Origin of the sequence: Perlabentimonas gracilis, assembly GCF_011174675.1 — a bacterium.
Lineage (GTDB): Bacteria > Bacteroidota > Bacteroidia > Bacteroidales > Tenuifilaceae > Perlabentimonas > Perlabentimonas gracilis.
Window position 1 is genome coordinate 17,113 of record NZ_JAANIG010000013.1, and the last position, 16,721, is coordinate 33,833.

At 41.1% G+C, this 16,721-nt stretch carries 8 protein-coding genes; 4 read left to right on the forward strand and 4 right to left on the reverse strand.

The genetic code is table 11. The features are described from left to right. Positions 1 to 279: 279 nt before the first annotated feature. The gene (locus G8O23_RS07605; RefSeq protein WP_166363407.1) at positions 280 to 2,733 is read right to left on the reverse strand and encodes an ABC transporter permease; all 2,454 of its coding nucleotides are present in this window, start codon (positions 2,731 to 2,733) and stop codon (positions 280 to 282) included. Between the two features lie 14 nt (positions 2,734 to 2,747). Further along, positions 2,748 to 3,431, reverse strand: coding sequence for an ABC transporter ATP-binding protein (locus G8O23_RS07610; protein WP_166363409.1), 684 nt, complete (start codon positions 3,429 to 3,431; stop codon positions 2,748 to 2,750). Between the two features lie 248 nt (positions 3,432 to 3,679). On the opposite strand from G8O23_RS07610, the gene G8O23_RS07615 reads away from it, so the two are divergent. The 4 genes from G8O23_RS07615 (at position 3,680) to G8O23_RS07630 (ending at position 9,529) form a co-directional block, all read left to right on the forward strand. Beyond that, the gene (locus tag G8O23_RS07615; RefSeq protein WP_166363411.1) at positions 3,680 to 6,733 is read left to right on the forward strand and encodes a glycosyltransferase family 117 protein; all 3,054 of its coding nucleotides are present in this window, start codon (positions 3,680 to 3,682) and stop codon (positions 6,731 to 6,733) included. A 222-nt stretch (positions 6,734 to 6,955) separates the two neighbouring features. Next, on the forward strand, positions 6,956 to 8,473 hold the full coding sequence (atpD, locus tag G8O23_RS07620) for a F0F1 ATP synthase subunit beta (RefSeq protein WP_166363413.1): 1,518 nt from the start codon (positions 6,956 to 6,958) through the stop codon (positions 8,471 to 8,473). Between the two features lie 2 nt (positions 8,474 to 8,475). Further along, complete coding sequence (locus G8O23_RS07625; protein WP_166363415.1) at positions 8,476 to 8,745, forward strand: FoF1 ATP synthase subunit delta/epsilon; 270 nt, start codon at positions 8,476 to 8,478, stop codon at positions 8,743 to 8,745. A 55-nt stretch (positions 8,746 to 8,800) separates the two neighbouring features. Further along, entirely contained in the window at positions 8,801 to 9,529 is a 729-nt protein-coding gene (locus tag G8O23_RS07630) for an alpha/beta hydrolase (protein WP_166363417.1), read from the forward strand. 60 nt (positions 9,530 to 9,589) lie between these two features. Here G8O23_RS07630 and G8O23_RS07635 read toward each other — a convergent pair whose 3' ends face one another. Together G8O23_RS07635 and G8O23_RS07640 are read right to left on the reverse strand one after the other, a co-directional pair. Further along, entirely contained in the window at positions 9,590 to 12,829 is a 3,240-nt protein-coding gene (locus tag G8O23_RS07635) for a PAS domain S-box protein (RefSeq protein WP_166363419.1), read from the reverse strand. Positions 12,830 to 12,968: 139 nt separating this feature from the next. Next, on the reverse strand, positions 12,969 to 16,661 hold the full coding sequence (locus G8O23_RS07640) for a C25 family cysteine peptidase (RefSeq protein ID WP_166363421.1): 3,693 nt from the start codon (positions 16,659 to 16,661) through the stop codon (positions 12,969 to 12,971). Between the last annotated feature and the right edge of the window lie 60 nt (positions 16,662 to 16,721).

Consider the following 16,721-nt stretch of genomic DNA (forward strand, 5'->3'; position numbering starts at 1 on the left):
TCAAAAATTAAACCAACACACATATTCATCTATAAATCTGATAAATCGTTTGGTACTAAATGTAATAAAGTGTTCCTTTTCGCATACTGGGTGTTCGAAAACGAACAATTTGGCCTATTTTAATAGTCTTGCTAAAAGAAAGAAAACTATAAAAACAGCTTAAGGATTCCAATAAGTTCTAACTCGCTTACAAAGCAAATCTAATGAGTTATAATGAGGCCTGCTTGTTTAGGAAAAACTTAACAAGCTGGCCTTTAAAACCAATGTTTACATTTGATATTACTCGTATTTCAACGATTGGGCGGGATTGCTTTCGGCTGCCTTCCAAGCTAATATTCCAACCGTTAGCATAGCAATAAACAATGCTATTAAACTTGCCAAGACTAGAGGTATAGCAGTTTCTAAACTAAAAACTGTTTGGCCAAAGTTAATTCTATACGAAAAACCTTGCAACCACTTTTGCATCGCGTAAAAAGCAATAGGCCAAGCAAAAACATTGGCCATAAGAACCAGACCCAAGAATTGACCCGAAAGTAGCTTAACAATATCAAAACTAGTGCTGCCCAAAACCTTTCTAACGCCAATCTCTTTCGTTTTCTGTTCGGTAACAAATGATGTAAGGCCAAGCAAACCTAAACATGAGATGAAAATGGTTATCAAAGAAAAGGCTCTAAAAAGCCACCCCAGTTTTTGCTCACCTCTGTAAAGCTGCTCTAAACGTTGGTCGAGGAAATAGTAGCTTATATCGCGTGTGGCCTTAAACTCATCGAACTTTTGCTTAACGTGGGTTAAGGCTTGTTCTGCTTGGCCCGGACGAATTCGGATACTAAGCACTCTAGGAGGCGCAGGGGATACATAAAACATAAAGGGCTCAATGGGATTGTGAATTGAGGAGTAATGAAAATCCTTAACTACCCCCACTACACTGCCATCCCTACTGGCCGAACCGTCCATTCTAATACCAAACTGTATTCGCTTTCCTATGGGCTCCCCTGCCCATCCATAAGCTCGCTCTGCAGTCTCATTTATAATAAAAGCTTGCGTTGAGTCGGTTCTGAGAACTGGATCAAAAAATCTTCCCTTATCAAGTTTTACTCCTAAAAGCTCTAAGTAGTCGAAATCACAAGCAATAAGATTAATGCCCATCTCCTGCATTTCGCCATCCTGCTCAATACGACTTACAATCTTACTATTGCCTACACCCAATGCCATTTGGGATCCTCCAACTCCAGTAATCGAAGAATTTCTTAGGAGTTCCTCTTTGAAGGGTGCTATATGGTTACTTATGGCTGTATCTAAATCGGTTATAACCAGCAGGTTGTTCTTGTCGAAACCCATATCCTTATTCCTGATATAGTTCTGCTGCTGGCTAACAACAAAAGTTGCTACAATCATAACAATTGATATAGTAAACTGAAACAATACCAATACTTTGCGTACACCTACTTTTCCCTTTACTTTATCAGCAGTACCCTTTAAAACCTTTACCGGAGAAAAGGAAGAAAGGAAGAAAGCTGGATAGCTTCCCGCCACAAGTCCCACGAACAGGACAATTAGTGCTGTTCCACCAATAAACGTTGGATTAAACAGCTCAGCAAGAGAGATCTCCTTTTCGGTTAAATTATTAAACCAAGGAAGTATTGCTGCTGCAACTAAGTATGCTAGCGCTCCTGCTATGAATGAGATGAGTAACGATTCACTTATAAACTGTTGAACTAGCTTACCTTTGCCCGCGCCAACAACTTTTCGTAAGCCCACCTCCTTTGCTCTATTTACCGAGCGTGCCGTAGCCATATTCATATAGTTTATGCAGGCAACTATCAGTATGAATAGTGAAACGAACGAAAAAATGTATAGATTTGACTTATTGCCAATGGGGAAATCGTCCTGTAATCCTGATATATTGGGAAAGTGTGTCTCTTTTAAGGATTGAAAAATGGGGGTAAACTCTCCGTTAATAATATTTCCTACAGGTACTATGTACTTTTCGTTGAAATGATCATAGTTATCAATGATAGTTTGGGGGAGTGAACCGTTTCGAAGCAAAACGTAAGAGTATACGTTAACATTCCAAAACGAACCTGAGCTATTGTCGTTAAAACGCTCCTCGCCTATCTGTTCCCTTATGGTTGCCGATGAAACCAGCGCGTTAAAACGAAAATGTGATGTTCGTGGCAGCTCCTCTATTACCGCCGTAACTGTAAATGGCTCGTTTCTCATCCCCTGCAACACCTTACCTATTGGGTTCTCATTCCCAAAGAGTCTTTTGGCAAGAGTTTCGGTTAGAACAATTGAATACGGCCTACTCAAAGCACTTGTAGGATCGCCCAGCAGGAAGTTATGGTCGAAAATTTTGAAAACTGTTGAATCGGCAAAGTAGAAATCCTCCTCGTTAAAATCGGCTCCATGGTAACGGAAAAAGAAATTATCAGTAGGAATGAACCTAACATATTCCTCAATTTCATCATACTCATCCTTAAGGGTTGGTGCAATGGAATGAGACGATAGGGCAAACAGATCCTGCTTGTTGTTAACGTGAAAATTGGATACTAATCGATATATTCTTTCGTGTTTTGAGTGGTGCTTATCGAAAGCGCTTTCCTCGGCTACATAAACAAGTACCAGTATAGCTGAAACAACACCTATGGTTAAACCTAAGATATTGATGATTGAGAAGAATCGGTTACGTATAAGGTTACGATAAGCGCTTACTAAATAATTTTTTATAAGCATAGTTTTTATCTCTTTTATAGAATTTTTTTAATATTTTCGGTAACTATATGTCCGTCGAAAAGTTGGATAATGCGATGGGCTTTCTCGGCATCGCTTGGGGAGTGCGTAACCATAACGATGGTAGTTCCCTCATTATTTAGCTCTGATAAAAGACTCATAACCTCTTCGCCATTGGCCGAATCGAGGTTACCGGTAGGCTCATCGGCAAGGATTAACTTTGGGTTAGCCACAACGGCTCGGGCAATGGCTACTCTCTGCTGCTGTCCGCCCGATAGCTGCTGTGGAAAATGCTTTTTTCTGTGAGAAATTTTCATCCTTTCAAGAACCATCTCTACCTTTTTCTTCCTTTCCGATGAGGAAACATTCATATAGAGAAGTGGCAACTCAACATTTTCGAATACGGTTAGCTCATCTATCAAGTTAAAACTCTGGAAAACGAACCCAATATTTGCCTTGCGCATATTTGTCCGTTGTTTCTCCTTGAACTTAGACACCTCTATACCATCAAAATAGAATTCACCACCAGATGGGTTATCAAGCAAACCGAGGATATTAAGTAGTGTTGATTTACCACAACCCGAAGGGCCCATTATAGCAACAAATTCTCCTTTTTTAATTTCTAAAGAAACTTTATTCAAGGCGGTTGTTTCAACCTCATCGGTTCGAAAAACCTTGGACAATTCATTTGTTTTAATCATAGTTTAAATTTTTAAGCTTAAATAATTAAAGAAAAGACGATTTGGCGGAGGCTTTTGTTACAAGTGCTGAATAAATTTGGGGAATAAAGCTAAAACCAAATGCTTTGTTGATGAATAATAATGTGTTTAAAAAACTATTCGAACAGTTAAAATACAGCAAAACAAATATGAATAGCCTAAAAAAAACTATTTTAGCTTCGCTTAAATTTACGATTTATTTTAAAACATAATAAAACATACAATCTATAATGAAAAGCTATAAGCAACTAAATGTAGTAATCGGGTGGATCGTGTTTCTAATTGCAGCCACTGTTTACTTAATGACAATGGAGTCGTCGGCCAGTTTTTGGGATTGCAGCGAACGTATTACAGCTGCTTATAAGCTGGAGGTTCCTCATCCTCCTGGAGCTCCATTCTTTATGCTTCTGGGGAATTTTTTCACAACTTTTGCTGCTAGTCCCAGCCAGGTGGCCATAATGGTAAACTCCATGTCGGCATTAGCCGCAGCGTTTACCATTCTATTCCTGTTCTGGTCAATTACACATCTTTCACGGAAGTTACTTGTTACCAATGGTAACGAACCCACAATGGCTCAAACCATTGCAATTATTGGGAGTGGAGCCGTTGGTGCTTTAGCTTACACGTTTACCGACAGCTTTTGGTTTATTGCTGTAGAGGCTGAGGCGTATGCCACATCATCGCTGTTCACAGCCTTGGTGTTCTGGGCTATATTAAAATGGGAAAATGTTGCTGACAAACCACACGCAAATAGATGGTTAGTGCTTATTGCTTATATAATGGGTTTATCAATAGGTGTTCACCTATTGAACCTCCTTACCATCCCTGCAATTGTTTTTGTATATTACTTTAAAAAACATAAGGCAACTAAATGGGGAATTGTTGGTGCCTTGGCCACATCGGTTGCAATACTTGGAGGTATAATGTATGTAATAATACCCGGAGTGGTTACACTAGCGTCGAAGTTTGAGTTGCTTTTTGTCAACGCCTTTAAGTTCCCATACAATAGCGGGGTTCTAATCTTTATTATAACCCTAGCATCATTGCTTGCTTACGGTTTGTGGTATACGGTTCAACACAAAAGGGTGATGCTTCACACGCTTATTTTGGGTACCGCAGTAATTACCATTGGTTACTCGTCATACGCCCTTCTTGTTATTAGGGCCAATGCAAATCCACCGATGAACCAAAACAACCCATCATCGGTTTTCTCACTACTTCACTACCTAAATCGCGAGCAGTATGGTACTCGTCCTCTTGTAACTGGCCAGTACTACAATGCACCCGTGGTTGATAGTAACGACAAACACACCTACATCAGAAAGAATGGTCGGTATGAGAAAACCTACCTACGGACTGAGTATAAATTCGACGATAGGTTTAAAACCATTTTCCCTCGAATGTGGAGCTGGCAAAGTGATCATACTAACGAATACAAAAAATGGGGCGATATAAAAGGCAAACCTATCCGAATTAACACCCCAGCAGGAGAACAAGAGGTGCGAAGAGTGCCAACATTTGGCGAAAACCTAAATTTTTTCTTTAGCTACCAAATTGGGCATATGTACTGGCGATACTTTATGTGGAACTTTGTGGGTAGGCAGAATGATATTCAGGGACATGGTGACATAATGAACGGCAATTGGTTAACGGGCATTAAAGGATTAGATGCCATTAGGCTGGGGAACCAAGATGAGCTTACATCGGAAATGAAAAATCATCCAGCACGCAATACCTACTATATGCTCCCGCTTATACTTGGCCTGTTGGGCTTGGTTTATCAGCTTCTGCGAGATCAGAAAAATTTCTGGGTGGTTACGCTCCTGTTCGTTTTAACGGGCATGGCCATAGTGGTTTACTTGAACCAAACGCCACTGCAACCTCGCGAAAGGGACTACTCCTACGTTGGTTCGTTCTACGCATTCTCTATTTGGCTTGGAATTGGAGTTCTTGCTATTTACGAATTTCTCAAAAAATACTCAAAGGGTGTGGTTGCCGCTGTTGCTGCTATTGTTATTGCACTGCCCGTACCAACTCTTTTGGCCTCACAAAACTGGGACGATCACGATAGGTCGGGAAGATATATTGCTAGGGACTTTGCTTATAACTACCTGAATACTTGCGATGAAAATGCTATTATCTTCACTAATGGTGATAATGATACATTCCCATTGTGGTATGCCCAAGAGGTTGAAGGTATCAGAACCGATGTTCGAATTGTAAACCTGAGCCTATTAGGAACAGATTGGTACAGCGAGCAGATGAAGTGGAAGGCTAACGACTCCGACCCACTACCCATAACCATGGATTTTGATAAGTTTGTTCAAGGAACAAGGGATGTTGTATATGTTCTCGATAGAATACAGCGTCCGGTTGAGCTGAAACAGCTAATGGATTTTGTTGGTAGCGATAACCCGGACACGCGCCATCGTGGGCAAGGGGGCGAAATGATTGATTACCTGCCATCGAAACACATTAAAATTACTGTTGATAAAGATAAAGTAATTGCAAACGGTATCGTTAAACCCGAGGATGCACACCTTATTGTTGATGAAATAACCTGGACCATCGAAAAGGATTACATTCAGAAGAACGAGATGATGATCCTAGAAATACTGGCAAACAATAACTGGGAACGCCCCATATATTTTGTTTCAACAGGTGGCGATTCCGATATTGGCTTGTCGAACTATCTACAGCTCGAGGGGTTTGCCTATAAGCTCGTTCCTATTCTTACAGAACCAACCGATTATCTTTCGGTGGGCAGAGTAAATGTTGATAAGCTTTACGAAAACTACTTAGACAAATTTAAGTGGGGCGGAATTGATCAGCCAAATGTAATGGTTGATCACAACGTACAAAGAACAACCCTTGTTCTCAGACTTAGAAACAATTTCAACAGGTTAGCTGAAAATTTGCTTGAAATGAATAGGGTTGATTCTGCAGTAAAAGTACTCGACAGGGTTGTAGAGCTTTTGCCGCAGGAAAAATTTCCGTACGACTTTTTTGTAATTGGCTTAATTGAGAGCTACTACAACGCTAACGAAACCGAAAAGGCTAACGCACTTTTAAACGATTATGCCAACTCATCGCTCGAAAATCTTAGGTATTACTTTAGCCTAAGCCCTCAGTTCTTCAGGTTGGTGGGGTACGACACAGAGCTTAACCTACAGATAATGCAGGAGCTTTTGGCTGTTGCGGAACGTTTTGGACAGCAAGATTTAAGGGAATCTCTAGAACCACAATTCAACAGCTACATCTCTAGATATTACCAAACTCGATAGCATTTTAATTGAAACTTTTGAGAGAGCCGCTAAGTAAGCGGCTTTTCTCATTTAACCCCGATTAGTCATTAGGAGTTCTGCGAACTAATGGCTTAGCTGGGTTTAAAAGCGCGTCTGCCCGTTGAGGGTAATTTATATCATCAACAAAAATTTGTAGGTTTAGGCGGATATTACTCCAATTAAGTTATTTTTGTAAAACATCATCTTGAAAATCACATTGCCATGTCACAAATTATCGGCGAAATTATTCAGGTAATCGGTCCTGTTGTAGATGTGTCGTTTTCGGCAACAGGTGAAGACCTGCCTCAAATTTACGAAGCGCTTACCATAGAGCGTAATGACGGTACAACGCTTGTTGTAGAGTGTCAGCAACACATTGGCGAGAGAACTGTAAGGGCTATCGCCATGGATTCGACCGACGGTTTGCACCGTGGGATGAAGGTGGTTGCAACCAAAAAATCGATAACGGTGCCCACTGGTAATCAGATTAAAGGCAGGCTGCTTAACGTGATTGGCAATGCCATTGATGGAATGGAAAGCCTCTCGGACGAAAATGAATACCAAATTCATAACGCTCCTCCAAAATATGAAGATCTTAGCACCGAAACCGAAGTGCTATTCACGGGTATAAAGGTAATCGACCTGCTTGAGCCCTACTCAAAGGGCGGAAAGATTGGTCTTTTTGGCGGTGCTGGTGTAGGAAAAACGGTAATCATTATGGAGCTAATCAACAACATCGCCAAAAAGTACGATGGGATGTCTGTTTTTTCGGGGGTAGGTGAGCGTACTCGCGAAGGCAACGATTTGCTTCGAGAGATGATTGAATCCGACGTAATTAGGTATGGAGAAAAATTTAAAGAGAATATGGAGGCCGGCGGCTGGGATCTATCGCTGGTTGATAATGAGGAGCTCAAAAATTCGCAGGCCACGCTAATATTTGGGCAGATGAACGAACCCCCCGGAGCAAGGGCTACGGTAGCGCTTTCGGGACTTACGGTAGCCGAATCGTTTAGGGATGGTGATAAGGGCGATGGTAAGGGTAACGATATTCTGCTGTTTATCGACAATATTTTCCGTTTCACTCAAGCTGGTAGTGAGGTGTCGGCGTTGCTTGGCCGTATGCCTTCGGCAGTTGGATACCAACCCACCTTGGCTACGGAGATGGGGCTAATGCAAGAGCGCATCACCTCTACCCGTAGGGGTTCTATCACTTCGGTTCAAGCTGTATATGTTCCTGCCGATGACCTTACCGACCCTGCTCCTGCCACCACCTTCTCGCACCTCGATGCTACCACCGTGCTTAGCCGTAAAATTTCCGAGTTAGGTATTTACCCTGCTGTGGATCCGCTTGACTCCACATCAAGAATTCTAAGCGCAGAGATTGTTGGCGAGGAGCATTACAGAACAGCCCAACGAGTTAAGGAGATACTGCAGCGATATAAGGAACTTCAAGATATTATTGCCATACTTGGAATGGATGAGCTTAGCGACGACGACAAGCTGGTTGTTCATCGGGCTCGACGCGTTCAGCGTTTCCTTTCGCAGCCATTCCACGTTGCCGAAGCATTTACTGGTCTTAAAGGAGCCATTGTTGACATAAATGATACCATAAAAGGCTTTAACATGATAATGGATGGAGAAGTAGACAAATATCCTGAGGCCGCATTTAACCTGGTAGGTACCATTGAGCAAGCCATTGAAAAAGGCGAGAAAATGCTTAGCGAATCGAAAAACAAATAGCCATGCTGCTCGAAATTATTACACCGCAAAAAGTATTCTTTAAAGAGGAAGTTGATCTGGTAAGGGTTCCGGGCGAAAATGGCTCCTTTGCCATGATGCATAATCATGCCCCAATCATTTCATCACTTGAACCAGGCATTATTAAGATTACGCAGCTTACCACCGATAGGTATTTTGAGCTACTTGAGCAGGCAATAGTAGAGCAGCATTCCGACAGGGTAACCATACTTGCAACACGCATTGAAGAAACATACCCAATTCTTGTTAGGTAAGCTACGTCCACTCCTGACCTGCCAGTTAGACCCTAAACTATTTGACACTTAGCATATGCTTAGATATACGTTACTCCTGGCAATAATATTTCCAACAATTCTTTGGGGTCAGCAAACCATTACCTTTTCAGCAAACGATGAGGTAACGGTTACAGCCGATCATTACGTTGTTTCAACCCAAAAACCCTACCTACTACTATTACATCAGGCGGGTTATAGCCGTGGGGAGTATAGAGAAACGGCACCCAAACTAGCCAATTTGGGATTTAACTGTTTGGCAGTTGATTTGCGCTCTGGCAATGAGGTGAATTTCATAAAGAACCAAACCACAATCTCGGCCAACCAGAAAGGTTTTCCCACCGATTACCTTGATGCTAAAGCCGACATTGAGGCTGCAATTAACTTTATAGCAGCGCGATCAAATAAGCCTATCATTGTTATGGGGAGTTCATACTCTGCATCGCTGGCACTTGTAGAGGCAACCGAAAACTTTAAGATTAAAGCGGTGGTAGCTTTCTCGCCCGGTGAGTATTTTGGCGATATGCTTAATGTGAAGGATGCTACTCAAGGTTTATATGTTCCCGTATTGGCGCTAAGCTCTGCCTTGGAGTACGATGAGATGTCGAAAATGTTAGATCATCTGAATAAAAAACACCTAAACCTATTTAAACCAAGCAATGGAGAGGGTGTTCATGGATCGAGAGCACTATGGGAGCGTAACCAAACAAGCGAACAGTACTGGATGGCCTTAACGCAGTTTTTTAGCCAATTAAACTTTAAATAGCCTCTTGCCCGCCTCGCACTTCAAAAGCAACCAGATTGGCTCCTAAACAGCATCTTTTTGCTAGTTACGGGAAATGAATTCGTCGATGGTTTTTAGCATTACAATGGGAGGAATAGGTTTAGCCAGGTAGCTATCCATTCCGCTTTCGCGACATGCAACCTGATGATCGTTGGCTGGGTAAGCTGTTTGACAAATTACCTTTACGTTGCTGTTAATCTTTTTAATCTCCTTTGTTGCCTCAAATCCGTCGAGCTCGGGCATAACAATATCCATTAGTATCAAATCAATCTTATTCTCCTTCACCATATCGATGGCCTGGCGGCCATTTTTGGCCCAAAGTAGGTTAGCGCCCGTTGGCCTAAGAAGCGTTTGAATAAACCGATAATTTGAATCAATATCGTCGGCAACAAGAATAGTTTTGCTTTGCCAATTGAAAACATCCTTATGTTTGGGAGTCAAAACTACCGTGTCGAATTTATTTTTCACCGGAATGTAGGGTAAGGTAAAATAGAAGGTAGATCCTTGCCCCTTGGTGCTATCTACCCAAATTTTTCCTCCCAGCCTTTCGATTATGTGTTTTGATATGGCCAACCCAAGGCCCATACCGTTGAATGTTCTTGTTCTGCTATCGTCGGCCTGTCGAAATGGGTTAAAGACAATGCTTTTTTCCTGTTCGCTAAGGCCAACACCAGTATCGATAATGTAAAATAGAAGGTTATTAGCATCCTTAAATGTATAGCCAAACTCAACAAAGCCAGAATTGGTAAACTTAATGGCATTTGAAAGGAGGTGCTTTACTGCCTGTGAGAGTCGTTTTGAGTCGGAAAGTATGCTAAAAGACTCCTCAAGAACGCCAAGCTTAACAATTGTTTTTATGGACTTGGTTTCCATAAATTTTTTATTGCTAATAACCTCGTTAAACGAATCGGTTATGACCTGATTAAGCTTGCACTCTGCTTTATTGATGCTAAACTGATTGGTTTCGATGGCTGAAATGTCGATTAAATCGTTAATAAGGTCAAGCAAATCGTTTGAATGGCTAACTAGTAGGGCGGGAATTTCCTCTTTCTCGTTTAGAGAAACAGCATCGCTGTTAAGCAATGAGGAAAAGCCGAGTATAGCATTAAGAGGAGTTCTAATCTCGTGGGAAAGGTTCGATAAAAAGGAGGTTTTTAAACGTTCCGACTCCTCAGCTTTAGCCTTGGAAAATACAATTTGTTTCTCATACTCTTTTCGCTCTGTAATATTATCAAACACAAATATAAGGTGCGAAATTTCTCCCTCACGATTGAAAACAGGTGCAATAGAAATGGCGTACCATTGTGGTAGGTTATCGTAGAGGGCAATCTGCTGCTCTCCCTGATAAACACCTCCTTTTAGTGCTAGTCCTATAGGGTCTTGCAGCTTATTATCCTTTGATGGTAAAAGGTAGGGAAACTGCTTACCAAGAATATCCTCACTTGTAACACCTGCGTACTTTTCGAACTCGGGATTGCAGAACTCAACATCTCCTTTTGGTGAAGTAATTAAAACGCCTATGGGCGAGTTTACTATGGCTTTTGTTAAAACGTAGGAGTTTTGCTCGGCTTTTTTTCGCTTGGTTATATCAATGGAAACACCGCCAATTAAAGCAATATTATTTGCCCCAGCAAATTTAAACTTGTGAGTTACATAGGTTCGTTCAAATCCATTGTTATCAACTAGTTTTTCTTCTGTAACAAATAAACCATACTTATCAACCAGTTTATCCTCCTCGAAAAATTTATTAATTAAGGTAGGATATATTTGTTTAAGGTTTTTGCGCCCCTCAACAACGGGCCCAAAAACCTTATCCATATACTTGTTCTGATAGAACATATTACCCTGGAAGTCGCGAATGAAAACTCCCACAGGCATCGAATCGAGTAAGGTCTCGTACTGCCTTTGGGTTTGATCAACTGCTTCCTGAGCATTATGCAAATCGGTTACATCTTTAAAATCCTCGATAATTCCAATTAAATCGCCTTGCTTGGTAACAAAGGGGCGTGCCTTGTACTGGTATACCAACTTTCTACCCACATTGGTATACCTAATTTCCTTTGCTTTTACAACGCTAAGTCCTTGCTTTATCTGCTCAAGCGGGCAATTGGTTGTGTGACAACTATTGCTTGGGAAAACTTCGTAGCATTTATTTCCAACTATTGTATCCTCAGCAATTCCTGTAAGTAAACTAAACGAGGAATTGACGTTTATAACGTTGTAGTTCTTATCAATTATCCGAATACCATTTGCTGTGGCGTTAAATATTTGGTTTAGCTGATCGTTATGACTAATAAGCTCATTGGTACGATACTGAAGTTTTATCTCCAACTTTTTTTCGATGCTTAAAAGAAGATTTAGGATTTTGTTGTGGAAAAGCCTAACAATTAGAACAACAACTACCAAGAAAAAAAGGATTGAACCTATAACCCGTAAAAGATGATTGGTATAGGTTGAATAATATTCGGAAATATCAATTGCATAAATAGTTTTAAAAAAGCCTGAAGTGTCAGATATAATGTTAGGTGCAACATCGGTTAGCACGTAGAAAGCATTGTCTGTTTTAACCACTCTTGAAGTGGACATGCTATGTGGATCGAAGCTGCTTAAAATTTGGTTAATGTCGTCTGAGCCATCATCGAACAGAATCTCCGGAGCTAATAATGGATTGCTGGCACTACTGTCGTATCGGAAAATGAAAGGTATTATGCGTGTTGAGGTAATCAAATTTTTAATTCCCTCCTCCTCGCGGAGTCCAAGGACAAGAGTAAAGTTTTGATCCCCGATTTGGACATTCTTCGACAAGTAATAATAGACTCCTCTATCGGTGAAAGCAATTTGATGGCCTGAAGCAACATTTGATGTGGATAAGCTAACTTGCCGTAACATCTGTACACTATCGGAACATGTTGAATAAACCTTACTGCCATTAGAAGTGTAGATGGAGAAGAACGCATTCTTTGGCTCAATAAAATTTTCAACTACAGGTTGAATTTCCTTTGCTATTAAGGTAGGTTGCTGCGACTGAATTGCTGACTTTATGTTACTATTACTCAAAGATAGGGATATGGCGTGATTTAATGAGAGGGCTATTAAATCGTAACACTGGTTTATATGCGCAGTTGTGCTTCGTACTGCCTCGCTTACGAGTATCTCTTTTGTACGACGATACTGGTACTCTGTATTGGCTAAAAAAATTAAGGAAATTACGATGTACAGCGATATAACTGTTATGTATAAATTCCTTCGAGTTTTTGAGTTGATAACTGAAATGGTTTTCACAAAAAATGCTATTTACAAAGGCTTGATATATACTTGAGCCAAATGTAAATTATTTTTTTTTGAGTTCAATGCTTTTAGCCAAGTAAAAAACAGGTTGGGCTTCAATCCTGTTCATTCTCTAGTTACAACAACCTTGGGGTTAATATTTTAAAATCTTTACCGACTTCTGCTCCTTTTTGGCATAAACAATTGTTAGAACATAGATCCCTTGAGGAAGAAAAGTAGTGGGTATGGTTACAGAATGTTCTCGTTCAATGGATGTATTAACCATAATTTGTCCAAACATATTGGTTATTAACAATCTTTTTCCATTTTCAATACCCGTCACTTTTAAAAAGTCGTCAAATGGATTTGGTTGAATAATCAGGGTTGAATCTTCGGGGTTGTCAACTTGAGTCGGGCTTAAGTTAACCGGAATGTTTATATCTCGCCCAGCTATTTGAAATGTGGATTCCAATTTTTGGTACCCAGTGGCTTGCACCGAAAACCTATACTCGCCATTTTTTAGCTTAACATCTATTTGACCAGTTTGGTCAGTAACAAAGAGCTTATCGTACCCATTAATGGAAATTATTGCGTCTTCAACGCTTTCGTTCTTTGAGTTGTTCACAATAAACGTGGCTATGTACTCAGGAATAATACATGAAATTAGAGCCTCCCATCCTTTATAAACAACGCTCCCATCGGATGAAAAGTAAAAGGTTATTGCTCCTTGAGGGTTTGTAGCTGTCAACGTGCCAATATCAATACCATTGGAGTTGCTAAATGGGCTACCCGTAAAGTATGCCGATGTGGTATCAACACCATCGAAAACATATAGTTTGTCCCACAAAGAGTGCGCTCCCTCAATAAATGCATAAGTAAACTCTGCCGAGATTACCTTATCTTCTTCGGCGGGGTAAAATGTCATTATGTACTCCTCGTTATCGGAATAATCTCCATCGGGCCCTCCAGAATCGTAAAACCTTGCCAGGCAGGTTGTATAGGTTTCGGCTGTTCCCATCCAAATTTCGGGTAACTTTCCAACCATAAGCTCAATATCGTGCTCTAGACCATACGATTGTGGATCGATACGCAAATTTAAAACCTCAATCGTCTCTAAAGGAGTAGATTCAAGGGCTGCAATGGGAAACGATGCAGTGCTACTTTGTGCTGGTTCTAATGTACCAATATGTTGATTTTCTGCTCCTATAGTTATTCCTCTTGAAGTTGTTGTTAAATATACTAAAACATTGTCTAGCGCAGAGGCTCCATTGTTGACAACCTCTATGGATAGGGTTGCACTCTCGCCCGGATCGAGGTGATTCGGCGTTCCCTCTTCATTATCTAAAACAATAATATCTTTTATCTCAATATAAGGTGCAAGTGCTTGCAGTTTAAGGTATGATTTCCAATTATTTGTTCCATCGGTTATATTAAGTGTAAATATTGATTGATGCCCATTGGGAACCTCATCCGAAAGGTTAAAGGAGAAGGCATCTTCAAATACCTTTGTAGTGGTTCCCTCCTCTGTACCAAAAGTACCAACCTCAATGGAAGCGCCAGACGTAAGTAAAAAGTATTCATCTTCTCCCACAAGATCAACGATAACCTCATGGGTAGCTTGATCGCCCACATTTCGAAGAGTTAAATCAATAGAAAACTCCTCGCCATAATCTGCCTGCGAGTTATTGTTCCCATTGGGATCGCTTATTGAAAAATGCATTAGCGTAACGTATGGCGCATCGAGCGCTGTTGCGGGTACTTCGGCAAAATAGGGTTGAGTTTGTGGACGGGTTACCACTATGGAAACATTCCCGCCCTCGTAAATTGGCTCAACAGGAACTTCAACCGATCCTTCGGGGCCCACGAGAGCCGCTCCATGAAGTACTCCATTTTTACTGATGGCTACGTATGAACCAGGAAGTGCTGAGACCTGATACATAGGTAAACCTATGGGGACATACTCGGGATGAGCAACTACATTTGCTTTAGGAGCAGTAAAATAGGGTACTAGCGAAGGGTCACCTAACACGTTGTATGCCTCCCAGTAGTATAAGTCGTTAGAATGTGAAGTGTAATCCTGCAAGTGGGCTTCGGTAACCGATAAGTTACCAATAAAAACAAAACCCGAAGCACTTAAATATTGGGTGTGAAATGGCGCATCGAAAGCACCAAAAGAGGTTTCCTCGAATGATGGAACATAACCATCGTTATTCCCTTGAAGTGGAAAAGCTCCAACTGCCCAGTAAAAATCTTCGAACCAATAGGTATTTGGAGATGAGCCAATGTAGGTTACTGCACCCTTATCGTTAGCACGGATCCAACTCTCGCCTATTGATACGCCTGTGGTAAAGCCAAAGTCGGCGGACTCACAACAGTTGCCAATTACAAATGGGTACTGTTGCGAGTTGGAGAAACCATTAATAGTGTTGGCGTTTAGCAACGGATCGCCCCATGTGGTTTGGCTACAATGGGCGGTATAGTTTATAAAACCAACCGAAATACGCTGTGGGTCGTAACAACCGCTATAGCCAGCGCTATTGTTGGGATTGCTTGGGTCATTCGCAACCCCGTATCCCCAAACAGTACTAAACCCATTGGCAGAATTGAAGTAATTTTGGGTAGCATACTTAACCGTAGGCTCTCCAACACGGGGATTCCAAGATGCATCAACACCTGCAATAAGGGTAGCATTGTTAAGGTAGGTTGGATTTGCTAGCTGATATTTCTCGTAGTATAATATCTTACTGATTATGCTCTCCAGTTCTTGCGGTGTTTGGGCCGAAAGTCGGCCATAGTACATTTCGGGGAAGTAATCTCCATCTACACTGGCATAGTACAAGTCGGTTGCTCGGCCAGTTTTTGTACCCGTGGCTGAAGCCGGTACATGCTCCACATCGCCAACCAAAACTAAAAATGTGGGAGCAACTCCTTCGGATTGTTGATCGTTGTAGTAAGCGTGAACAAAGCTTTGAATTTGCTCAGCAGCTTGGCCAATTTCATCGGTGTAGGCAACCTCAACATAAAATCCTTTTTCGCTTTTCCATTGGATGTAGGGCTGTAGCTTTTCTTCGAATAATCGATTGGCTACCACCAACATTTTAACAGGATATTTGGTTAAATCGGGATGATCGTCGTAAACACCCTTGGTATATGGATTGGCGAGGGCTTGAAATATGGGCTCGAAGTAGGGCGAGTAGGTCTTGATGTAAAGTTCGTTTTCTAACTCTTTGCTCCCACCAACCATAGTCACCTCAACATCAATATCATTAAAAACTTTTAATGCACCATTCTGATAGTCATACTGAACAGGATTTACCTGCAGCAACGCTATTCTAACTCCACGCAACGTACCTAAAACTTTAATGTTAACCTCCGGACTATCTGTAATACTTGTATTTATATATGATTGTATGCTGTATTTAAACTGGATTTGCTGAGGGTTCTCGTCCTTACGAACCGATGGTTGGTTTGGATAAATGGGCACCTCGATTCCATAGCTTTCCAAATCTATTTTATGATATGAGTAGCCCTTAATTTGCGCTGTAACAGTAGCCCCATTAGGTATCTGGATTAACTTTTTAAAAGCCGGTAATTTGGGTTCGCCAATGTTTCCAGAGGCGTAACCCTTGCCAAAGTACAAATCAACAAACTCGCCGTGCTCTTTATCGGTAATGGTAACTCCATAAAGTGCATCAACTGAAAATTGCATACTAAGGGATGATATGCTGTTTATGGGCTGGCTGGCATGGGTTGCTTTCCTAATATCACGAAGAGGAATAGTGTAATCTTGCGACATAGCAATTTGCGCAAAGGCGGATAGAAGAATTATGGCGATTAAACGATTCATAATATCTTTTTGCTTTAGGGTAAAGGTGCGCCTAACTTGTATTAAACGATTTGAATAAAA